We start from the raw sequence: 20,915 nt of genomic DNA on the forward strand, positions 1-20,915 counted from the left end.
CTGCAGATCGTTTGCAATATGTGAGCCAACTCGTCGACGTTAAGCACACCGGCGCGTTTGCAATTGGCGAGCGGCACGATGCGATGGGTGGCACATGTCTTGCATTTGGATCGTTTCGCATAGGCATCGCGTGTGATTTTTCGCGTGCCCGCTCTTTGCCGTTCACGAGGACACCCACTTAATGATTCAGCCTGCTTCAACGGTACTCGAAACCAAAGCCGCCGATATCGAACTGGTGCATGTGTCGAAGCAATACGGCGACTCGCTTGCCGTCGACGCCATCGATCTGCGCATTGCCGGCGGTCAGTACTGCTGCCTGCTCGGGCCGTCGGGATGCGGCAAGACCTCGACCTTGCGCATGATCGCCGGGCATGAATCGGTCACCGAAGGTGACATTCTGATCGCGGGCCGCAACGTCACGCGTGAGGAACCCGCTGCCCGCGGCACGGCCATGGTGTTTCAGAACTATGCGCTGTTCCCGCATCTGAGCGCGCTCGACAACGTCGCGTTCAGCCTGAAAATGCGCGGCATCACGAAGGATGTGCGCCGCAAGCGTGCCGGCGAACTGCTGGAGCTGGTCGCGATGTCCGCGTATGCCGAACGCAAACCGGCGCAGCTATCAGGTGGTCAGCAGCAACGTGTAGCGCTCGCGCGTGCGTTGCTGAATCAACCGGGCTGTCTATTGCTCGACGAACCGCTGTCCGCGCTCGATCCCTTCCTGCGCGTGCAGATGCGAGCGGAACTCAAGCGCTGGCAGAAAGAACTCGGCATTACGTTCGTGCACGTCACGCACTCGCAGGAAGAAGCGATGGCGCTTGCCGATCTGGTGGTCGTGATGAGCCACGGGCGGATCGAACAAAGCGGCACGCCGCACGAAGTCTTCAACCGTCCGCGCACCGAATTCGTCGCGCGGTTTCTCGGCGGTCACAACGTATTCAACGCGAACGGCCGCTCGTTTACCGTGCGCGCCGATCATCTGCGGGTGGTGCCGCACGGCGTCACGCCCGTCCAAACGGCGACCGGTGAGAGTGGCCTGACCCGAATCGGCGGCGTGCCCTGCAAGGTCCGTGAAGCGGAGTACCAGGGTACCCATTTGCGCATGACACTCGATCCGCTCGACGGCTCGCCTGAACTGATCTCTCTGGTGAGCGACAGCGACTATGACCCGGCGCGGCTCGGCCCCGACGCACGCGTGGTGGTCTGGTGGAACGAGCAGGACGCGCATCCGCTGGCCGCCTGAGCGCTTGCGCGACACTAAAGTGGCATGGCAGCGAAGAGTACGTCTGAACGAGAAGCTTCAACCGAACGACAAACAAGCGTTGATTAAAGATCAAGCGAACGTCAAGCGAACGTCAACTGAGGAGAAGACAATGAGTGAAGCGAACGAGAGCCCGGCAGCGGCCCCATCCGACCTGACGGAAAAAGGCCTGTCGCGCCGCACGTTCATCAAGGGCGCCGTGGCGGCGGCCGGTATTGCCGGTTTTCCGTACGTGCATGCGCAGGAGAAGATCACGTTGCGCTACCTCGGCACAGCGGTGAATCAGAGCGCCGACATCGCGAAGAAATTCAAGGAAGACACGGGCATCGACATCCAGTACGTACCGGTGACGACTGACGATGTGGCCAAGCGCATCATCACGCAGCCCAACTCGTTCGATATTGTCGACACCGAATATTTCGCGCTCAAGAAACTGATTCCGGCCGGCACGCTCGCGGGCATGGACGCGAAGCGCATCAAGCTCGCCGACAAGATCACGCCAGTGCTGACGCGCGGTGAAGTCAACGGCAAGAAGATCGGCGATCAGGGCACCGCGCCGAAGAAGGTGATGTTCCTGACCGGTCCGCGCTCCACCGAATTCTCCGCGACGCCGACCGAATGGATGACGCTGATTCCGACCACGTACAACGCGGACACGCTCGGCATTCGGCCCGACCTCATCAAACGCCCGATCGACAGCTGGGCTGAACTGCTCAATCCGCAATTCAAGGGCAAGGCTGCGCTGTTGAACATTCCCGCGATCGGCATCATGGATTCGGCAATGGCGATCGAGGCGATGGGTCACGTGAAATACGGCGACAAAGGCAACATGACCAAGGCCGAGATCGACCAGACCATCAAGATCCTGATCGAAGCCAAGCGCGCCGGCCAGTTCCGCGCGTTTTGGAAAGACTTCAACGAAAGCGTCAACCTGATGGCCTCGGGCGAAGTGGTGATCCAGTCGATGTGGTCGCCGGCCGTGACCAAAGTGCGCACCATGGGCATCGCCTGCAAGTTCCAGCCGCTCAAGGAAGGCTATCGCTCGTGGGCGTCGGGTTTCGGCTTTCCGCGCTCGCTGCAGGGCAAGAAGCTCGACGCTGCGTACGAGTTCGTCAACTGGTTCCAGGACGGCTGGGCCGGCGCCTACCTGATGCGTCAAGGTTATTACTCGGGTGTGCTCGAGACAGCGAAAACGCACATGCAGCCCTACGAATGGGACTACTGGATCGAAGGCAAAGCGGCCGCGCAGGACATCAAGGCGCCCGATGGCCAGCTGCTCGAGAAAGCCGGCACCGTGCGCGACGGCGGGTCCTACAACCAGCGCATGGGTGCGATTGCCTGCTGGAATGCGGTGATGGACGAGAACATCTATATGGTTCAGAAGTGGAACGAGTTCATCGCGGCTTGATCGCGGCTTGAGCGTGGCTTGAGCGACTGAATCGCATGCCGGACTGCCGGTGCATGACAGGCCGGCAGTTCTTCAATGGCGCAGCAAATCCGCCGCGTAGTGCTTCCACAGATATCCGCCCATGGCAACGATCGACCTTCCCTCTCACGCGCAGGACGAACCCGTCAAACACCGGCGCGCGCCGGCATGGTTGCAGGCGACGCCGCTTTCGCTGACGTTCCTGCTGTTTTTCATCGTGCCGTTGGTGATTACGTTGATCGTCAGTTTCTGGGACTTCAACGAATACCAGATCATTCCCGCCTTCACGCTGAAAAACTACGCGGCCATTTTCAACGGCTGTTCGTCGATGACGGACGTCTGCGTGACCTTCAAGACGTATTGGTCGACGCTCACATTCTGCGCGATCGTGTGGGCCGTGACCTTGCTGCTGGGCTTTTCGATCGCTTACTTCCTCGCGTTCCACGTGCGCACGACGAGCATGCAGACGATACTTTTCCTTGTCTGCACGATTCCGTTCTGGACGTCGAACGTGATTCGCATGATCTCGTGGATGCCGCTCCTTGGCCGTAACGGCCTCGTCAATCAGGCGCTGCTGGGTGCGCATCTGATCGATCAGCCGCTCGAATGGTTGCTGTATTCGAACTTCTCGGTCGTGCTGGCGTTCGTGCATCTCTACACCTTCTTCATGATCGTGCCGATTTTCAACGCGATGATGCGCATCGACCGCTCGTTGCTCGAAGCCGCGCGCGATGCCGGCGCGAGCGGCTGGCAAGTGATTCGCGACGTAGTGTTGCCGTTGTCGAAGACCGGCATCGTGATCGGGTCGATCTTCGTGATCACGATCGTGATGGGCGATTTCCTGACCGTCGGCGTGATGGGTGGGCAGCAGATCGCATCGGTCGGCAAGATCATTCAGGTGCAGACCGGCTACCTGCAATTTCCCGCAGCGGCAGCCAACGCGATCATTCTGCTGGCGGTGGTGTTGATGATCGTGTGGGGTTTGACGCGGGTGGTCGACATCCGCAAGGAGCTGTGAAGATGCAGGCCATTCGTCACAAACATCGGGAGCATCGACCGGCGAGCTTTTACTGGCTCGCGCTGCTGTTCGGGCTGTTCGTCCTGTTCCTGTATGGACCGGTGATTACGATTTTCATTCTTTCGTTTCAGGGCCCCGAGGGCGGATTGACGTTTCCGATGCGCGGTGTGTCGCTGCATTGGTTTGCCGTGCTGCGCGATGGTGTCGGCGATGTCGATATCTGGGCTGCGTTTGGTCGATCCGTGCGGCTCGCGTTGGCGGTCACCGTGCTGACCGTTCTGTTCTCCGTGGCGGCGGGGTTGGCTTTTCGCCGGCGATTTCGCGGGGATACAGCGGTGTTTTACGTGTCGGTTGCCAGTCTGATCATGCCGTCCATTATCGTTTCGCTTGGGATCGGCTTGACGTTCCGGTTGCTGGACAACGGTGTGAAGTATCTTGCTTCCGCGTGGGGGTATCAGTCTTTTGCCGATACCTATACGACTTCGATGGGCCTGTTCACGTCGGCGCTGGGCGCGCATTTGACGTGGACGCTGCCGTTCGGTTTGCTGGTGATGTTTGCTGTTTTCAACCGCTTCAATCCTGCTTATGAAGAGGCTTCGCGGGATCTGGGCGCCACGCCTTGGCAGAGTTTCCGGCATGTCGTCCTGCCGATTATTGGACCTTCGGTGGTGGGCGTCGCCATGTTCGGGTTCACGCTTTCATGGGATGAGATTGCTCGCACCTCGCAGGCGATTGGGGATCAAAATACTTTGCCGCTTGAGTTGCAGGGGCTGACTACTTCGGTGACTACGCCGGTGATTTACGCGCTTGGGACAATGACTACGGTCCTGTCGCTGACTGTGATGGGGGTGTGTTTGCTTGCCGTGAGGGTCCTGGCGCGCAGGCGTGCGGTTGCCGGAATGAAGTAGGCTTTCTGCCTGTAAGGCCATTTCACTACTTCTTCTAAGAATCGACCAAATACTTCGTTGCTAGCACCCCGCCCACTCCCGTACCGTTCTCAGATTGCGCCCGGCGCCCGCCCCGCTTTGGAGAACTCATGTCAGTATCTGAATCACACCAAAACCCAAACCATACCGCCGCAGACGCAGCAGAACTGTTTGCTGAAGACGAACTAACCCATCGTTTCGCCCCCGTATTCGCCCGTATCGCCGAAGGCGCCGTAGACCGCGAACAGAATCGCGAACTGGCCTACGCGCCAGTGGAATGGTTGCGCGAAGCCGGCTACACCAAACTGCGCGTGCCGAAGCGCTATGGCGGCGATGGTATTTCGCTCACGGAATTCTTCGCCTTGGTCACGCGTCTCGGCGAAGCAGACTCCAACCTTCCGCAAATCCTGCGTGTGCATGGCGGCTTTATCGAAGCGTTGTTGGAAAATGGCGATGAGCCGCTGCGTGACCGATGGCTCACGCGTATCGCGCAAGGTCAGATCATCGGCGGCGCCGTGTCCGAACGCACCGGCGTCACCAATAACAGCGTGCGCCTCACGCAAACCGACGGCGCGTGGCATCTCGACGGCGAGAAGTACTACACCACCGGCACGCTCTACGCGGATTGGGTCGACGTCACCGCACACGACGGGCAAAGCGACGTGCGCGTGCTCGTCAAGAGCGATACGCCGGGCCTCGCCCGGATCGACGATTGGGATGGCTTCGGGCAGCGTCTCACCGGCAGCGGCACGGCGCGTTTCGAGCACGTGCCGGTCTCTCTTGACAATCTGTATCGTCGCTATAGCGCCTCTGAACCTCGCCGCAACAGCCTGCTTACCGCCTACTATCAAGCGCTGCATGTCGCAAACCTGGCCGGTATCAGCCGCGCGGCGTTGCGCGATGCCGTGGCGTTCACGCAAGGCAAAACGAGAACCTTCGGTATTCCGGGGGAGTCGAGTCCGCGCGACAATCCGTTGGTGCATCGTGTAGTCGGCCGCCTGGCGAGCCTTGCTTATTCCACACAGAGCATCAGTACGTCGCTCGCCCGCGCGATCGATGAAGTGTCGGTGGGGCGACAGGAAGGCCGCACTGACGAACAGACCTATATCCGCTTGGACATCCAGACTTTCCAGGCGCAGCAGATCGTTATCGAGCAGACGCTGCAGGCGGCTACCCTGCTGTTCGAAGTGGGCGGCGCCTCGGCAACCAGCGAGACGCGCCGCTTCGACCGCTATTGGCGCAATGCGCGGGTGCTGGCGTCACACAATCCGGCGATCATCCGCGAAGCCGCTATCGGTGACTTCTATCTGAATGGAAAAGCGCACAACGAAAGGTTCGGTGTGGCGCGGAATCCGGAAGTCTCCACGGCACCTGCTCAGCTGTAAAAAGCACGCATAGCACGCACTAAAACGACTAAGGCCGCTTGCGCGGCCTTAGGACTTTTTAGCCAAAGCGCTCAGCAAAAGGGACGGGGCGCATGCCACGCCGGCCGACAGCACGCCGCCGATCAACGTCAGGCACACGCAGAGGCGTCGCAGGCTTCGGGAGCCGAAAAAAGCGAGGGGCATCGATCGAGATCCATGTGGGTATGCGGAATCGATGAATATATAAAGGAACGGCGCACGGCCAAAGATTGATTTCATCGATCGATGTAGGCAGAAATTGGAACGCGCGGCGGCGGCATCGCTCATCATTCAAGGTTTGATGCAAGTTGAAGAGTACGCTTTTCCCGTGGAGATTTCTGCACTATGTCAACACTGCCTCCCCGCTTCGGTATCTGGGCGCTGGTTCACGGTAGCCGCGCCGCGCTGCAAGACCCCGATGAACCGTACGACGCGTCGTGGGCGCGAAACAAAGCGCTCGTTCTCGAAGCCGAGCGGCTTGGCTACGACTCCGTGCTGGTCGCGCAACACACGATCAACCCGCATAATCCCGACTTCGATCAACTCGAAGCGTGGACCGCATCGGCCGCGCTCGCGGCGCTGACCGAGCGCATCGAAATCATCGCCGCGATCAAGCCCTATCTGTATCACCCTGTGGTGTTGGCGAAGATGGCGCAGCAGATCGAACACATCAGCGGCGGGCGTTTCGCGATCAATCTCGTCAACGCATGGAATCGCCCTGAACTGGAGCGCGCCGGCATCGGTTTCGCGGAGCACGACGCGCGTTATGCCTACGGGTGTGAGTGGATAACGGTAGTCGACGCGTTGCTGCGCGGCGAACGCACGAGCTTTCGCGGCGAGCATTTTAATGTGGATGACTATCTATTGCGGCCTACGGACCCGTTTCGCAGCCGTCCGCGCATCTACGTCGGTGGCGAATCGGAACCGGCGCGCCAGCTAGTTGCCGACAAGGGCGACGTGTGGTTCATCAACGGCCAGCCGCTGAATGACGTCAAGGGATTGATCGCAGATGTGTCGGGCCGCGAGCGCCCCGCGGCGCACGAGCCGTTGCGTTTTGGCTTGTCGGCATTCGTCATCGCCCGCGAAACCGATGAGGCAGCCGGTCAGCATCTCGACCATTTATTCGCGTTGGCCGCGAAAGACGCTCCGTTGCGTCAGCAGCAGAAATCGAACATTGATCCGAAGGCGGTGATGTTCCAGACCTTCGCGCAAACGCCGCGCGTGGGTTCGAACGGCGGCACGGCAGCTGGACTGGTCGGCAGCTATGACACTGTCGCGCAGCGGATCGCCGGCTTTCATCGTGCCGGGATCGAATTGTTCATGCTGCAATTCCAGCCGTTCGAGACCGACATGCGCATTTTTGCCGAAGAAGTGATTCCAAGGGTGCGTCGTCTGCTCGGTTGAGCCGGGCAGTTCCGTCGCGTTCAGCTCGCCGCCCGCATGTGGCACAGTATGGTCAGGCGCATGCGCTACGCTTGCGACACTGGACAGCCCCGACGAGCGACATGAAGAACCTGATTGCGTACGAACCGCCGGTCGACGAAGACCAGCTTCTGCTGAAGTGGATCCGGCGCGCGCGTGAATCCCAGATGAGTCATTACGACATGGCCGACCTGCTATCGGCGCGAGACCGCAGCGTTGGCTGGTTGGTCACCGCATTGACTGCCTTTGTGGGCACGGCGGTGTTTGCGTCGTTGAGTTCGACCGCCGTCTCGCCGGCGCTCAGGATCTTCGTGGGCTTTGTAAGCGTTGCGGCGGCGGTCTCGGCCGCGCTGCAAACATTCCTCAGATACGCGGAGCGTGCGGAAAAGCATCGCGCGGCCGGTGCGCGCTATGGCGCTGTGCGGCGTAGGCTGGAAGCGATCTTTGCAGGTGACGCCGATGCACGCGACGGCCACTATCTCACCGCAATCCGCGACGAACTCGACCGGCTCGCTGAAGATTCACCGAACGTGCCGCCGCGCGTTTTTTATCGCACCCAGCGAACCCTGTCCGACGAACCGCGACGAAGCCGCGATGCATAGGCCTAATTGGCTGTAGTTGTCGAAGAATGCGGGGTCGTCGTAAATGTTCTGTGTCATTTGTAAATGGCATTAACTTCGATTGAAGCGACGAGGCGCCTGATGTATATGCCCAGAACCCGGTGGCGTGTCATTTGGCCATGCAGTTTCGACAGCAGCGCTCGATCGCGGTTGCGGGCAAGGCGGCTTAAGGTCCGGTAGAGGCCGCTTTCCGTCACTTAAGCATGACTTAAGCACGCAGCCTGAACAACACACGCCGGCGAGAATACCCCTATTCACGGACATGTTTTTCCATCGGACATTCGAAACACGGTACTGCCGCCCGGCCTTCCGGTTTTTACGTCTTTCCGGACCTTTACATCTGCCCGATTATGGTATCGTCCGGCCTGCGCTTTAAAGCGCATTGCCACACTCAATCGGGAAGCACAATCGCTCCCTAATAAAAAGATTATGGAAGTCCAAAACGCCCGCCGTTGGGCACCACGGGGAACACGCGTCTGGCTCACCGCAGCCGCTGCATTGGCGATCGCCAGCGGCGTGCGCATGTTGCTCCATCCGCTTCTCGGACCGATCATGCCGGGCACCGCGTTCTGTATCGCGGCGGCACTGGTCGAGTATTTTTGCGGGTTGGCTCCGGCGCTCACGGTCATGCTGCTCGGCCTGGGTATCGCCGACTATCTGTTCGTCCCGCCCTACGCAACCATCGCCGTATTCGATCGCGCCGACGTGATCCTGCTGGTCTCGTATCCGTTGGTGACGCTGCTCGTCATCATACTGATCGAACGCCTGCACCGCGCGCAGTTTCGTGCGGAACTGATCGCATCGGTTGCGCAGTCGCGCTATGAAATGCTGCTTCGTCACGACAACGAACGCATGCTCGCGCGCCGCGGCGTCGACGAAACGCACCGGCTGCTGCGCCATCTTTCGCATCATCACAAGACCTTCGTTTTCATTCAGGCGCTCGAGCGCAACGCGCTGCAACCGGTGGACGACGTCAAGCAGCAAGGTGTGCTGCCCCGTCTGCCCAACGAGATTGCGCCGGGCCCGCGCTTTGCCGATGTCGATCCTGAAGACATTCAGCGGCTTAGCAAGGCACTGTGGCCCGGCAGTCATCGCGTGCACCTGAAAACCGGCGAAGGCGCGTCGAAGCTGACCGAGTGCGTGTGCGAACGGTTCACCACCCATGCCGGCGAGTTCCTCGTGCTGCGGATTGGAGCCTGATCCATGAGCCAACCGACGAGTCTCTTCTTACCCGGCAACGATCATGCTGTGCTGATGCTGCACGGCCTGTCGAGTTCGCCGCTCGAATTACGTTTTCTCGCACGCTATCTGAACGCCGAGGGCTTCACCGCCTGCGCGCCGGTCTTGCCGGGCTACAGCGCGGGCTCCGATGAAGCGGCGATGGAGGTGTGGCTCGAGGCCGCCGTGCGCGAGTACGACGCGCTGGCCGCGCGCTTTGCACGCGTCTCGATCTGCGGGCTGTCGATCGGTGCGGCGTTAGCGCTGGCGCTGGCGCATCGCCGTCCACAGGCGCAGTCGCTCATGTTGTTGTCGCTGACGCTCTCTTACGACGGCTGGGCGATCCCCTGGTATCGTTTCCTGCTCAACTGGGCGTACTTCACGCCGCTGCGCAAACGCTGGCGCTACCGCGAGGAAGCGCCATTCGGCTTGCGCAACGAAGCGCTCAGAGCGAAGATCGCCCGCGCAATGCAGCGCAGCGACTTCAGCGAAGTCGGTCCGTCGACGATTTCATTGCCGGCATTGCATCAGGCGAGCCGCCTCGCCGCGAGCGTGCGCACGCAGGTGCGCGACATCAAAACCGATTGCCTGATTGTTCATGCGATCGACGATGAGACGTCGAGCCCCCGCAATGCGCGTTTTGTCGCCGCGAATATTGGCGCTGCCTTTTTACGCACAATCTGGCTGGATGATTCGTATCACATGATTACGTCGGACAACGAGCGCGAAATCGTCGCGCGCGAAACCGCGCTATTTTTGCGCGAGAGCGAAGCTGCGCACAGCGGCGACGACAGCGGCAAGCAACCGGTCGTCTCGAAGGCCCTCGCGCGGCGCCTCAGGCAACTCGCCGCGCTTGGCAAGGAGCGCTCATGACGGCGCATGCCATGCCGAGAAACGGCCAGGCCACGCGCGCGTCGCTGCGTACCACGCTCAGGCTCGGTAAACCCGCACACATGTCTCTGCTGGTCGCCGCTGCGCTGGGCCTTTGCACAGCGCGTGCTGCCTATGCGGACGATGCAAGTCCGGACGCGACGACTGACACGAGCACGAGTACGAGCGCAAGTACGAACCCGAGCGACGCTGGCACGAGCACGGGCGCGGCCACCGACAGCAAATGGAAAATCGGCGTGGGCCCTGGTGTGATGATCACGCCCAAGTACCCGGGATCGCGACAGTTGAAGGTATTCCCGTTCCCCGCGCTGGACATCTCCTACGACGACCGGATTTTCTCGCAGGGCCCTGACGTGCTCGGTATCAACGTGCTTCGTGGTCCGGCCTATCACGTGGGCGCGGCTTTCAGCTTCGATTTCCAGACTCGCAAGGACAACGACGACCCAAGGTTGCATGGACTTGGCAACGTCTACGGCGGACCAAAACTGAAGCTCTTCGCTGACTACACGTGGTGGGCCTTTACCGGGTCGATCGCGGCGTACCAGGATATCGACGGGCATCACCAGGGGACCACAGTCAGCACGGATTTCGTGGCTTCGGCGCCCGTTGGCGGCTGGTTGTTCTCTGTAGGTCCCGGCTTCACCTGGGCGAATGGGACTTATACGCAGACATTTTTCGGCGTAACCGGGCAGCAAAGTGCGGCGTCAGGATTGCCTGCGTATAGCACCAGTGCGGGCGTGCGAGACATCCATATGAACGCCATGGTGACTTACGATTTTTCGAAGCACTGGGATGGATCGGTTGCTGCTACCTTCGGGCGACTGGAGCACAACGCGGCAAGTAGCCCGATTACCGAAAAAAGATTCGAACTCGATACAATTGCATCGGTGAACTACAAGTTTTAGTTTTTGGCTTTTCGCCCGCTCCCAGCGCGCGAAAAGCCAGGATCGTTTCAATCCCCCGTGCCAAGCTCTTCAACTTCAATCCCCAACTCAGCGGCCATGCGCCGCACGACTACCTGAAGCCGGCTCACCTCATCGGCAAGCCGCCTCTGTTCAGCCTTCACCGCCTCGAACGCCGACAGCGGCACAACCTCATCTTCTCCGCCCGGTTGCGCAAACTCACTCGCACTGACCTCGCCGCATAGCAGATGCATCCAGCGATTTTCGCGCTCACCCGGCGTGCGGCCCAGCTTCACCACCCGCGGCGGATCGTTGGCTGCCAGCTCGTCGAGAAACGCCTCGACTGACGAGATGTCGGCAAACCCATGCAGGCGCGCGCTGTTCAGACGCAGCTCGGCCGCGGTCTGCGGACCGCGCAGCAGCAACGTGGTCAGCAAGGCAGCCGACTGGCTCGGCAAGCCCAATACCCGATTCATGTTGTGCTCGAAGCGCGGCACGCGGCTGCTGCTGCCCTCCATCACCAGGCTCAGGCGCTTCAACCCGTCGATGGCGGTCAGCACCTCGGCCTCGGTCGCATTCATCACGGGTGCGCGGCCGGTCTTCTGATTGCAGCCCAAGGTCAGCGCGTTCAGCGAAAGCGGATAACTATCCGGCACAGTGTGCTGCTTTTCGACTAACACGCCGAGTACGCGCCCTTCAAGCAAGGTCAAAGCGCGAATGGAGGGACGGGAAACAGCGTCGGGAGTGGAGTTCATAGAAGATGTCGCGGCAAGCGCCGCCAGGTCTCGTGGATGGTGTGCACTACCGTTGCACAGCCGGGCGGCGGGTTTTAGTTTGTGGGCACTATGATAAACGCCCCGGCCGCTCGCGGTGTACGAATCTCCGCAATGGTGAGGCGCGTGCCGAACGGGTCCGCATCCCTTCAGGCGCGTTTGTTGTTGACCTCATTCCATATTCGAAATAATACCATCACGACCTTTTCCGCCGACGACCTCGTTCGCCATCTACCCGAACTCGGCGCGCTGCTGCGTGCCAGCGTCCATGACGGCGCGAGCGTCGGATTTGTGCTGCCGTACAGCGTCGAAGAGAGTGAGGCGTTCTGGAGCGGCAAGGTGCTGCCGTCGCTGAGCGCGGGTGCGCTGGTGCTGTTCGTCGCTCGCCATGGCGAATCGATCGCCGGCAGCGTGCAAGTGGATTACGACACGATGCCGAACCAGCGCCATCGCGCCGAGGTGCGCAAACTGCTGGTCCACCTCGCGTTCCGCCGCCAATTCAACCGGTCCTGGCGTACTTAAACGTGCCTTGCGCACTGGCGATCAGCAGCTTACCGTCCACCCACGCTTCGCTGCGCGAGAAGAAAATCGAGCGGCCCTGACGCTCGAGAAAGCCCTTCGCCGTCACCGACGCGCCGAGTCCCTTGTCGAGATAGTTGGTGGTCAGCGAGAGCGTGAACGCGTGCCGTGCCGGCTGGCCGGCTTCGGCATAAATGCCGGCATATCCCGCCGCCGCATCGAGCAAGGTCGCGATCGCGCCGCCTTGCAGCACGCCCTGGCGATTGAGCTTGCTGGCATCGATCGGCATATACAGCTCTGCGTAGCCGTCGCGCCATTGCGCCAGACGCACCCCGAGCGACTCGAGAAACGGGTTGTCGATGGGAAATTCGGACATAGGTGCGCCTCTCTTCTTCAAAGTGCGCTTTAACGGCGCGGATCGAGCGCGATCCGCTCGGCCAGACCGGCGAGCACGGTGCCCATCAGCCAGCGTTGCACCAGCAGCCACACCGGCCGCCCGGCGAGAAACACGGCGATCGAACCCGCCATACTCGCAATCAACGCATTGATCGTAACGGCGATGACGATTTGCACGCAGCCCAGCGCGATCGACTGCGTGAGCACGCTGCCGTGCTCCGGTGAAATGAATTGCGGCAGCAGCGAAAGGTACATCACGGCGATCTTCGGATTCGCGAGATTCGTGACGAGGCCCATCGTGAAGAGCTTACGGCGGCTGTCGTGCGGCAGGTCGCGCACCTGGAACGGCGAGCGGCCGCCCGGCTTGACCGCCTGCCACGCCAGATACAACAGGTAAAGCGCGCCGCCGAAACGCAACGCGTCGTAGGCGTAGGGCACCGTCAGCAGCAGCGCGGTGATGCCAAACGCCGCGCAAAACATGTAGAACACGTAGCCGAGCGCGACACCGCCGAGCGACACGAGCCCGGCGCGCCGCCCCTGGCAAAGCGATCGCGAGATCAGATAAATCATGTTCGGGCCGGGCGTAAGCACCATGCCGAGCGAGACCAGGGCGAAGGCAAGCAGCGTTGTGACAGCGGGCACGGCGGTCTCCTCTGTGAATTAAAGTCGGGTAATGCCGCCAAATATAGCCGATGTCGCCGATTCGAGCATTCAATCCGCAGTTGAAAAATCTGCATCGGCTCTTTTTTGCGCGCCATGATGTGAAGCACGGCGGCGGGCCACGGCGCGCTTCATCCCGATGCAATACGAACAACGGCGGGTCAGATCAGGTACGTTTCGACCAGCTTGACCCAGTAGCTCGCGCCGAGACTAATGATGCCGTCGTTGAAATCGTACTTGGGGTTGTGTACCATGCAACCGCCCCACTCGCCCACGCCGTTGCCGATCACCACGTAGCAGCCCGGTATCGCATCCGCCATCCACGCGAAGTCTTCGCTGCCCATCATGCCTTTAGTGTCGGTCAGCACATTCGTGGCGCCGACCAGATCGGTCAGCACATCACGCGCAAGCGCGGTCGGCGCTTCGGCGTTGACCACCACCGGCACGAGCCGCTTGTAGTCGATCGAGGCTTCCACGCCGAAGCATTGCGCCTGCAGCGTGACGATTTCATACACGCGCTTTTCGATCCGCTCGCGCATCTCGGGGTTGGTCGAGCGCATGTTCAACAGAAGCTTCACCGTTTCGGGGATCACGTTGTGGGTTGCGCCCGCATGGATTCCGCCGATGCTCACCACACCCACTTCAGAAGCCGGCAGATTGCGCGAGACGATGGTCTGCAACGCCATGATCAGCGAACCGGCCGCGACGATCGGATCGCGCGCCCTGTCCGGCATCGCGCCGTGGCCACCCACACCCTTTAGCGTGACCGTGGCGACGTCCGAGGCGGCCGTCACGCCACCCGTCTTCACGACGAATTGACCGACCGGAATGCCCGGGCCGTTGTGCAGCGCGTAGACCGCATCGCACGGAAAGCGCTTGAACAGGCCCTCTTCGATCATGCGGCGCGCGCCGCACAGGTTTTCTTCGTCGGGCTGGAAGATCAGGTTGAGCGTGCCGTCAAAGCCGCGGCTCGTCGCCAGATGTTTGGCGGCGGCCAGCAGGATCGCGGTATGGCCGTCGTGGCCGCAGGCGTGCATCTTGCCCGGAATCCGGCTCGCATACGGCAGATGCGTTTGCTCGTGAATCGGCAGCGCGTCCATGTCCGCGCGAATGCCGATCTTGCGCGTGCCCCGGCCCAGTTTCAGTTGCCCGACCACGCCCGTGCCGCCGATGCCGGTGTGCACTTCAAAGCCCCACTTCTTCAGCAAACCGGCCACCAGTTCAGCGGTATTGACGACGTCGAAGCCCGTTTCCGGATGCGCGTGGATCTGGCGGCGCAGGTCGACAAAGGTCTGTTCGTCGGCGACCACGTCCGCAATCAGTCCGGCGGATTGCAAATCCGCTTCAACGATTTGTGCTTCAAGCATGCGATGTGCTCCTGTTGGTTCTATTGGTGCTGTTGATCCTGCCAGCCATTGCGGGGGCTCAACTGCGCTGCGATTGACTGAAATCTCCAGTCGTGGGCTCAGTCGGCGCGGTGCTCTTTCAACACGGCCAATGCGCCGAGCGACACCGCGCTGCACGTGACCATGTACCAGGCCGGCGACATGGGGTTGCCGGTCGTACTGATCAGCCACGTCACGATGAATTGCGCGAAGCCACCGAACACCGACACGCCGATGCTGTACACCACCGACAAACCCGTAGCCCGCACATGTTTCGGAAAGCCTTCCATCAGAATCAGAAAGCCCGAACTGGAACCGAGTGCGAGACAGCCGACCAGCGCGGCGATCACCGTCAGCGCGACGCCGAGTTGCGCGGTGTGGTTGAGCAGCCAGAACGCCGGATAGATCAACACGGCGCCGAGCACTGTGGCGCCGACTACCAGCGGCTTGCGTCGCGGCAGACGGTCCGACAGCAGCCCGGCGAGCGGCGAACCGATCAGCAACACTGCGCCCGCCACACAACCCGACAGAAACGCGGTGCCCGGCGGCATATGCAGCACGCGGATCAGATAGGTGGGCATATAGAACACGACGATATACATCGACGCCGTGCCGCCGACGATCATCAGAATGCCGACGCACACTTGCCGCCCGTGATGCGCCATCACCTCACGAAACGCACTGCTTTCGCGCGACGTCGCCTGATGCGTTTCGTGCAGTGCGCGGCGGATATAGAGTCCGACCGGGCCAATCAGCAGACCGCACAGGAACGGGATGCGCCAGCCCCAGCTTTCCAGATCGGCAGGCGCGAGGAAATGCGACAGCAGAAAGCCGCTCAGCGCGCCGACCAGCGCCGCCGCACCCTGGCTCGCCAACTGCCAGCTGACCAGAAAACCGCGCGTGGACTGCACGCCCGACTCCATCAACAACGTGGTCGACGCACCGATCTCGCCGCCCGCCGAGAAGCCTTGCAGCAATCGGCCGAGCACGATCAGCAGCGGCGCGAACAGGCCGATCTGCGCATAGGTGGGCGCAAGGCCGATCAACGCCGTACCGAGCGCCATCAATGCGATGGTCAGCGTCATCGCCGCTTTGCGTCCCGCACGGTCCGCGTAGTTACCGATCAGGATGCCGCCCAGCGGCCGCATGACGAAGCCGATGCCGAAGGTGGCGACTGCCATCAGCAGCGAGCCGAAGGCCGTATGCGACGGAAAAAACAGCTTGCCGATCAGGACCGCGAAGAAGCTGTAGATCGTGAAGTCGAACATTTCCAGACCGTTGCCCAGCGTGGTCGCGGCGATCAGCGCGAACTTCGAGGCACGCGGCTGAGCCGACGTCTCGGCTGACAACGGAACGGACAACGGAGCGAGCCCCTGAACCGGCCCCTGGGACACCGCGTCGACTGACGCGGGTTGCAGCGAGGTGTGCAGATTTGCCATGAGAATTCCGATGATTCCGGTGGATCGGGCTGCGTCGCTTTGCGAGCTGACGTCAACCGAACAGTGCGGTCATCAATTTCCAAGCGCAAATCGTTTGTTTTTATAGCCATCACTTCTATTTATCCCCACACTGGAGGCTGTTGCGGCATACAGCCGTAGCGCCATTCGAGTGATTCGACGATGAAACTTCACCAATTACGCTCGTTGATCGCCGTCGCGGAGAACGGCAGCATCCACGAGGCGTCGCGTGCGCTGCACGTCACGCAGCCGGCGGTAAGCAAGGCGCTGTCCGATCTGGAGGCGGAACTCGGCGCGCCGATGTTCGTGCGTTCAGCCAAGGGCACGCAGCTCACGCCGTATGGGCAAAGCCTGATTCGCCATGCACGCGCAATCGAACAGGAACTGCGCCACGCCCACGAGGACATCTCCACGCTGCTCGGTATCGCGCGCGGCACCGTGACGGTGGGCGTGACGCCGGTGACGTCTGCCGGGCCGTTTGCTGAGGCATTGCGGGAGTTTTCGCGGGTTTATCCGCAGGTCACCATCAACGTGTTCGAGTTGCGTCCGGCGCAGATCCAGGAAGGCCTGGCAGACGGCTCAATCGATTTCGGCCTTGTCTCGCGCATCGGTCAGCCGACCGACACGCGTTTCCACTGGGAGACGCTCTACACCATCGCCACTACGCTGGGCGTTCGCACCGGCCATCCGCTGCGCGGCAGGCATTCTCTGCGGGCGCTAACCCAGGCGGCGTGGCTCAGTTGGGATGCGCTCGACGATTCGACGAGTCTGATCGGCACCCTGTTCGGCAGTCAGGACGTCGTGCGGCCGAAAAACGTGCTGCGTTGCACGTCGATGTCGCTCTACATGGAAATGGCCAGCACCACCGACCGCATCAGCCTGTGGTCGGAACTGCCCTTCCATATCGAGCGGTACAAGGGGCTGGTGCGAAAGATCAGTTTGACCGAGGCGCTGCCGGACATGACGATCGGGTTGATTTGCCGCGATATCGAACTGACCACCACCGTCGCTGCGACGCTGATCGAGATGATTCGCACCGCGTGTACCGGGTTCGCCGGGGCGTACCTGCGCGCCGGTGCAACGCCGGGGCGGCGGCACCAGCCGGCGAAGGAGCAGCCGTGAAGCACGGATTGGACGCGGCCACATGGATGGGCCTTTTCAGCATGCCTTGCACCACTTTTCATCCGGCTATTTGGGCGCGGCATCGCAGGAAACACTTGCAGCGATGATTTTTGCCCGGTATTGTCGAGGCGTTCTGCAATGCAGCGCGGGAGAGATCGTCAGAGGGTTGTGACGACGCCGACGGAGCAACCGCCCCGGAAACTCTCAGGCAAAAGGACCGCGCAGCTGGAACATCTGGAGAGCGGCGCCGTGCGCGCCCACCGAAGGGGATTCCCTGCATACCGCTTACATCGCGCTCGTATGCTCACGGGAAGAAACTCTCAGGTACATGGACAGATGGGGCATCGACGCCGGTTTCGACACGAAATCGACACCGGTGATGCTCAACTACTCTGGATCATGTCATGTCACGAATCGCCATTATCGGCGCCGGGATTACCGGCGTCACGACTGCTCACGCCCTGGCGCAATGCGGTCACCATGTCACCGTGTTCGAACGTCATCGCTATGCGGCGATGGAGACCTCATTCGCCAACGGTGGCCAACTGTCCGCCAGTAATGCCGAAGTCTGGAACAGCGCGGCCACCGTGCTTAAGGGCTTGCGCTGGATGCTCACGCGCGACGCCCCGCTGCTGCTCAATCCGATACCCACGTGGCACAAGTATTCGTGGATGGGCGAATTTCTACGGCAGATTCCGCACTATCGCGCGAACACCGTCGAAACGGTGCGGCTTGCGATTGCGGCGCGCGAACATCTGTTTTCGATTGCCGAGCGCGAAGGGATCGACTTCGATCTGGAGCGGCGCGGCATTTTGCACATCTATAAGACGCGCAAGGAATTCGATGCGGCGAGCAAGGTGAATGAATTGCTGCGTGAGGGCGGTCTGGATCGGAATCCGGTGACGTCGAGCGAGTTGCATGCGATCGAGCCCACGCTACAGGGCGATTTTTTTGGTGGGTTTTTTACGCCATCTGATTCCACTGGCGATATTCACAAGTTCACCCGCGGTTTGGCGCAGGCTTGCGCGCGGCACGGTGTGGAGTTTCATTACGATGCCGAGATTACGGCTATCGAGCAGCCAGCCGAGGGGCGGTTCTCGTTGATGGTCAATCTGGAGGGCGAGTCGCAACGGTTCACTTTCGAGCGGATCGTGGTGTGCGCCGGTGTGAAGAGCCGCGACTTCGCGGCGATGCTTGGCGATCACGTGAATGTGTACCCGGTTAAGGGTTATTCGATCACGGTTTGTCTCGATGATGAAGTGAGTCAGCAGAACGCGCCGTGGGTAAGTTTGCTAGACGACAGCGCGAAGATCGTGACGAGCCGGCTTGGCGTGGATCGGTTCCGGGTTGCCGGTACGGCGGAGATCAATGGGTTCAATCGGGATATCCGGTCGGATCGGATCGCGCCTTTGGTCGACTGGACTCGACGGTATTTTCCTGAGGTGTCGACTTCGAAGGTGATTCCATGGGCGGGGTTGCGGCCTATGCTGCCGAGTATGTTGCCGAAGGTGGGGCGCGGGAAACGGCGCGGCGTTTTTTATAACACCGGGCATGGGCATTTGGGGTGGACGTTGTCGGCGGCTACAGCGCAGGTTTTGGCTGGGGCGATTCAATAGGTCTTGTTTGCCTGCTTGCGCTTGTTCGTCTGCTTGCGCTTGTTGGTCTGCTTGCGCTTGTTGGTCTGCTTGCCTGGGGTGTTGGGCTTTTCTTGAATTGTTAGTGGTTTATTAGCGTCGCCCCTGTGCGGGGCGGCACTTACTTTCTTTGCCGCCGCAAAGAAAGTAAGCAAAGAAAGCGGCTCAAGCCAATCCTGCTAAGCGGGTCCCGTGGCTTGCACGGGGTAGTGGTCCATCTGGAATCTGTGTTCTCGCACATTCGGCCTCAGTGACAAGGGCGTCATACTTCCGGCGGCGCTGCGCGCGCCGACGCGTAATTCACCAAACCCGCTGCCGTGGTTTTGCGGTGGTGCATCCTGGGTGACGCCCCGTTACGGTCCATATCTCAAGCCCCGTTGCCGGCGAAGCGACACCAAAGGCAAAACCCGCTGCATCTGGTAGTGTTGTCCAATCGCTGTCCACTCTCGAGGGAATCTCCATGGCCAGGTCCCGATCAGCCGCGCGCAGCAATGCAACCACGCGCCTCACCGATAAACAGATCGGCTTAGAAGCTATGCGGCGCCTAGCGTGGGATGCCGCCGTTCCCCCGAACATCCTCCAAGTCAAAGTCTCCCACGGGCGCATCACCCTGCTCGGCGTACTTCAACACGACCAGCAACGAGTCGCCGCACTCGAAGACGTCTCCCGCCTGTTCGGCGTCACCGGCGTCTCTGATCACTCCACCGTCAAAGCGAAATAGCCCTAAGCCGCTTCCGCTCGCAACAGCGTCCGACAATGCCTCGCAATCTGCTTCTCCTCCTCGGTATGAATCGCCCTCACCTTCCCCGCCGGATCGCCCTCCGATAGCCCCAAAAACGCAAGCCCGTCGCACGCCCGTTTGCGAATCTCCTCACTGTGTTCACCGATCCCACCCGTGAACACCAGCAAATCGATCCCGCCCAGCAAAGCCGCATAGGCGCCAATCGTCTTGCGTACGGCAGTAGCAAACGCATCCAGCGCCAGCGATGCATTCGCATCACCGGCCGCGGCGCGCTTCTCCAGCGCCTGCATGTCGCTCTCGTCATCGGCGTAACCGGCCAAACCGCTCTGGCGATTCAACAGCGTCTCCAGCGCATCGGCATCGAGCTTCTCCACGCGCATCAGATACAGCAGCACGCCCGGGTCGAGGTCGCCGCTGCGCGTGCCCATCAGCACGCCGCCCGTCGGCGTCAGACCCATCGATGTGTCCACGGATTTGCCGTCCTGCAAGGCACATAAGCTCGACCCGTTGCCCAGATGCGCAAACACCGCTCGCGGCGGCAAATCGGCGCCGAGCCGCATCACCAGCGATTCATACGACAGTCCATGAAAGCCGTAGCGAATCACGCCCGCGTCCACATAGCGGCGCGGCAATGCAAGCTGCGCCGCGCGCGGCGGCAGTGTGGAATGAAACGCGGTGTCGAAGCAGGCGAAATGCTCCGCGTCGCTGAATATCTTTGATGCCTCGTCAATCAATGCCAGGGCCGGTGGAATATGCAAAGGCGCAAAGTGCACGGCGTCCTGCAAGCGCTGCCTGACTTCGGGCGTCAAGCGCTGGTGCGTGCGCAGATGAGGCCCGCCATGCACCACGCGATGCCCCACCGCCGCAGGCCGCTCGTGCTTCTGCTCCGCGAGTACGCGCGAGAGCTTGCGCAACGCGTCGGTCTGCGATTCCAGCACCTGTTCCTCGTGCGCCAGCACGCGGCCATCGGGCGACTTGATGCGCAAGCTGCCGTCGCCCCGCCCAATACCTTCGGCGCTGCCCTCCAGCAGCAATGCTTCGTCGCCGCCCGAGTGCGTGAACAACCCGAACTTCAGCGACGACGAACCACTGTTCAACACGAGAATCGTCGGTTCGTCAGTCTCCTTATGCGTCTCCATATCA

At 61.1% G+C, this 20,915-nt stretch carries 21 protein-coding genes and 1 riboswitch; of the genes, 14 read left to right on the forward strand and 7 right to left on the reverse strand.

Translation table 11 applies throughout. The annotated features are described in order from the left end of the window. Positions 1 to 181: 181 nt before the first annotated feature. From HHL24_RS21610 to HHL24_RS21655, 10 genes are all read left to right on the forward strand, one after another. On the forward strand, positions 182 to 1,240 hold the full coding sequence (locus HHL24_RS21610) for an ABC transporter ATP-binding protein (protein ID WP_169487439.1): 1,059 nt from the start codon (positions 182 to 184) through the stop codon (positions 1,238 to 1,240). Positions 1,241 to 1,370: 130 nt separating this feature from the next. Next, positions 1,371 to 2,666 carry an ABC transporter substrate-binding protein gene (locus tag HHL24_RS21615; RefSeq protein WP_169487440.1) on the forward strand — a complete coding sequence of 432 codons (1,296 nt, stop codon included), beginning with the start codon at positions 1,371 to 1,373 and terminating at the stop codon, positions 2,664 to 2,666. A 121-nt stretch (positions 2,667 to 2,787) separates the two neighbouring features. Further along, entirely contained in the window at positions 2,788 to 3,702 is a 915-nt protein-coding gene (locus HHL24_RS21620) for an ABC transporter permease (protein WP_169487441.1), read from the forward strand. 2 nt (positions 3,703 to 3,704) lie between these two features. Beyond that, positions 3,705 to 4,610: an ABC transporter permease gene (locus HHL24_RS21625; protein WP_169487442.1), complete on the forward strand. Its 906-nt coding sequence runs from the start codon at positions 3,705 to 3,707 to the stop codon at positions 4,608 to 4,610. Positions 4,611 to 4,738: 128 nt separating this feature from the next. Then, a complete protein-coding gene (locus HHL24_RS21630; protein ID WP_169487443.1) occupies positions 4,739 to 6,013 on the forward strand; it encodes an acyl-CoA dehydrogenase family protein in 1,275 nt (424 codons plus the stop codon). A gap of 363 nt (positions 6,014 to 6,376) precedes the next feature. After that, positions 6,377 to 7,435, forward strand: coding sequence for an LLM class flavin-dependent oxidoreductase (locus HHL24_RS21635; protein WP_169487444.1), 1,059 nt, complete (start codon positions 6,377 to 6,379; stop codon positions 7,433 to 7,435). Positions 7,436 to 7,536: 101 nt separating this feature from the next. Further along, positions 7,537 to 8,055 carry an SLATT domain-containing protein gene (locus HHL24_RS21640; RefSeq protein WP_169487445.1) on the forward strand — a complete coding sequence of 173 codons (519 nt, stop codon included), beginning with the start codon at positions 7,537 to 7,539 and terminating at the stop codon, positions 8,053 to 8,055. 447 nt (positions 8,056 to 8,502) lie between these two features. Continuing rightward, positions 8,503 to 9,273: a DUF4118 domain-containing protein gene (locus HHL24_RS21645; RefSeq protein ID WP_169487446.1), complete on the forward strand. Its 771-nt coding sequence runs from the start codon at positions 8,503 to 8,505 to the stop codon at positions 9,271 to 9,273. 3 nt (positions 9,274 to 9,276) lie between these two features. Further along, the gene (locus HHL24_RS21650) at positions 9,277 to 10,164 is read left to right on the forward strand and encodes an alpha/beta hydrolase (RefSeq protein WP_169487447.1); all 888 of its coding nucleotides are present in this window, start codon (positions 9,277 to 9,279) and stop codon (positions 10,162 to 10,164) included. Next, on the forward strand, positions 10,161 to 11,087 hold the full coding sequence (locus tag HHL24_RS21655; RefSeq protein ID WP_407947517.1) for a MipA/OmpV family protein: 927 nt from the start codon (positions 10,161 to 10,163) through the stop codon (positions 11,085 to 11,087). The genes HHL24_RS21650 and HHL24_RS21655 overlap by 4 nt, the downstream gene beginning before the upstream one ends. A gap of 47 nt (positions 11,088 to 11,134) precedes the next feature. On the opposite strand, the gene HHL24_RS21660 is transcribed toward HHL24_RS21655, so the two are convergent. Further along, positions 11,135 to 11,839, reverse strand: a complete 705-nt coding sequence (locus HHL24_RS21660) for a YceH family protein (RefSeq protein WP_169487448.1) — start codon at positions 11,837 to 11,839, stop codon at positions 11,135 to 11,137. 180 nt (positions 11,840 to 12,019) lie between these two features. On the opposite strand from HHL24_RS21660, the gene HHL24_RS21665 reads away from it, so the two are divergent. Beyond that, the gene (locus HHL24_RS21665; protein WP_230417530.1) at positions 12,020 to 12,379 is read left to right on the forward strand and encodes an N-acetyltransferase; all 360 of its coding nucleotides are present in this window, start codon (positions 12,020 to 12,022) and stop codon (positions 12,377 to 12,379) included. Here the strand turns inward: HHL24_RS21665 and HHL24_RS21670 are convergent. The 4 genes from HHL24_RS21670 to HHL24_RS21685 form a co-directional block, all read right to left on the reverse strand. Then, complete coding sequence (locus tag HHL24_RS21670) at positions 12,357 to 12,752, reverse strand: PaaI family thioesterase (protein WP_169487449.1); 396 nt, start codon at positions 12,750 to 12,752, stop codon at positions 12,357 to 12,359. The two genes, HHL24_RS21665 and HHL24_RS21670, sit on opposite strands and share 23 nt — an antisense overlap. Positions 12,753 to 12,781: 29 nt before the next feature. After that, positions 12,782 to 13,414: a LysE family translocator gene (locus HHL24_RS21675; RefSeq protein ID WP_169487450.1), complete on the reverse strand. Its 633-nt coding sequence runs from the start codon at positions 13,412 to 13,414 to the stop codon at positions 12,782 to 12,784. 179 nt (positions 13,415 to 13,593) lie between these two features. Next, positions 13,594 to 14,799, reverse strand: coding sequence for a M20 aminoacylase family protein (locus HHL24_RS21680; protein WP_169487451.1), 1,206 nt, complete (start codon positions 14,797 to 14,799; stop codon positions 13,594 to 13,596). Positions 14,800 to 14,897: 98 nt separating this feature from the next. After that, positions 14,898 to 16,256 carry an MFS transporter gene (locus HHL24_RS21685; protein ID WP_169487452.1) on the reverse strand — a complete coding sequence of 453 codons (1,359 nt, stop codon included), beginning with the start codon at positions 16,254 to 16,256 and terminating at the stop codon, positions 14,898 to 14,900. 180 nt (positions 16,257 to 16,436) lie between these two features. Here HHL24_RS21685 and HHL24_RS21690 point away from each other — a divergent pair, with 180 nt between their 5' ends. Both HHL24_RS21690 and HHL24_RS21695 read left to right on the forward strand, forming a co-directional pair. Then, the gene (locus HHL24_RS21690) at positions 16,437 to 17,396 is read left to right on the forward strand and encodes a LysR family transcriptional regulator (protein WP_169487453.1); all 960 of its coding nucleotides are present in this window, start codon (positions 16,437 to 16,439) and stop codon (positions 17,394 to 17,396) included. A 136-nt stretch (positions 17,397 to 17,532) separates the two neighbouring features. Continuing rightward, a riboswitch (glycine riboswitch) is annotated at positions 17,533 to 17,626 on the forward strand. Positions 17,627 to 17,800: 174 nt separating this feature from the next. Further along, the gene (locus tag HHL24_RS21695) at positions 17,801 to 19,012 is read left to right on the forward strand and encodes a D-amino acid dehydrogenase (protein ID WP_169487454.1); all 1,212 of its coding nucleotides are present in this window, start codon (positions 17,801 to 17,803) and stop codon (positions 19,010 to 19,012) included. Here the strand turns inward: HHL24_RS21695 and HHL24_RS21700 are convergent. Beyond that, positions 19,006 to 19,185 (reverse strand): hypothetical protein, encoded by a 180-nt coding sequence (locus HHL24_RS21700; RefSeq protein WP_169487455.1) that lies wholly within the window; start codon positions 19,183 to 19,185, stop codon positions 19,006 to 19,008. The two genes, HHL24_RS21695 and HHL24_RS21700, sit on opposite strands and share 7 nt — an antisense overlap. A gap of 305 nt (positions 19,186 to 19,490) precedes the next feature. Here HHL24_RS21700 and HHL24_RS21705 point away from each other — a divergent pair, with 305 nt between their 5' ends. Next, positions 19,491 to 19,751, forward strand: a complete 261-nt coding sequence (locus HHL24_RS21705; protein ID WP_169487456.1) for a BON domain-containing protein — start codon at positions 19,491 to 19,493, stop codon at positions 19,749 to 19,751. A 2-nt stretch (positions 19,752 to 19,753) separates the two neighbouring features. On the opposite strand, the gene HHL24_RS21710 is transcribed toward HHL24_RS21705, so the two are convergent. Next, a complete protein-coding gene (locus HHL24_RS21710; RefSeq protein WP_169487457.1) occupies positions 19,754 to 20,911 on the reverse strand; it encodes an acetate/propionate family kinase in 1,158 nt (385 codons plus the stop codon). Positions 20,912 to 20,915: the final 4 nt, after the last annotated feature.

Origin of the sequence: Paraburkholderia polaris (assembly GCF_012927345.1) — a bacterium.
Taxonomy (GTDB): Bacteria; Pseudomonadota; Gammaproteobacteria; order Burkholderiales; family Burkholderiaceae; genus Paraburkholderia; species Paraburkholderia polaris.

Coding starts and splice junctions, on each gene's coding strand:
- HHL24_RS21610 (WP_169487439.1), top strand. CDS start 182: ATGATTCAGCCTGCTTCAACGGTACTCGAAACCAAAGCCGCCGATATC.
- HHL24_RS21615 (WP_169487440.1), top strand. CDS start 1,371: ATGAGTGAAGCGAACGAGAGCCCGGCAGCGGCCCCATCCGACCTGACG.
- HHL24_RS21620 (WP_169487441.1), top strand. CDS start 2,788: ATGGCAACGATCGACCTTCCCTCTCACGCGCAGGACGAACCCGTCAAA.
- HHL24_RS21625 (WP_169487442.1), top strand. CDS start 3,705: ATGCAGGCCATTCGTCACAAACATCGGGAGCATCGACCGGCGAGCTTT.
- HHL24_RS21630 (WP_169487443.1), top strand. CDS start 4,739: ATGTCAGTATCTGAATCACACCAAAACCCAAACCATACCGCCGCAGAC.
- HHL24_RS21635 (WP_169487444.1), top strand. CDS start 6,377: ATGTCAACACTGCCTCCCCGCTTCGGTATCTGGGCGCTGGTTCACGGT.
- HHL24_RS21640 (WP_169487445.1), top strand. CDS start 7,537: ATGAAGAACCTGATTGCGTACGAACCGCCGGTCGACGAAGACCAGCTT.
- HHL24_RS21645 (WP_169487446.1), top strand. CDS start 8,503: ATGGAAGTCCAAAACGCCCGCCGTTGGGCACCACGGGGAACACGCGTC.
- HHL24_RS21650 (WP_169487447.1), top strand. CDS start 9,277: ATGAGCCAACCGACGAGTCTCTTCTTACCCGGCAACGATCATGCTGTG.
- HHL24_RS21655 (WP_407947517.1), top strand. CDS start 10,161: ATGACGGCGCATGCCATGCCGAGAAACGGCCAGGCCACGCGCGCGTCG.
- HHL24_RS21660 (WP_169487448.1), bottom strand. CDS start 11,839: ATGAACTCCACTCCCGACGCTGTTTCCCGTCCCTCCATTCGCGCTTTG.
- HHL24_RS21670 (WP_169487449.1), bottom strand. CDS start 12,752: ATGTCCGAATTTCCCATCGACAACCCGTTTCTCGAGTCGCTCGGGGTG.
- HHL24_RS21680 (WP_169487451.1), bottom strand. CDS start 14,799: ATGCTTGAAGCACAAATCGTTGAAGCGGATTTGCAATCCGCCGGACTG.
- HHL24_RS21685 (WP_169487452.1), bottom strand. CDS start 16,256: ATGGCAAATCTGCACACCTCGCTGCAACCCGCGTCAGTCGACGCGGTG.
- HHL24_RS21690 (WP_169487453.1), top strand. CDS start 16,437: ATGAAACTTCACCAATTACGCTCGTTGATCGCCGTCGCGGAGAACGGC.
- HHL24_RS21695 (WP_169487454.1), top strand. CDS start 17,801: ATGTCACGAATCGCCATTATCGGCGCCGGGATTACCGGCGTCACGACT.
- HHL24_RS21705 (WP_169487456.1), top strand. CDS start 19,491: ATGGCCAGGTCCCGATCAGCCGCGCGCAGCAATGCAACCACGCGCCTC.
- HHL24_RS21710 (WP_169487457.1), bottom strand. CDS start 20,911: ATGGAGACGCATAAGGAGACTGACGAACCGACGATTCTCGTGTTGAAC.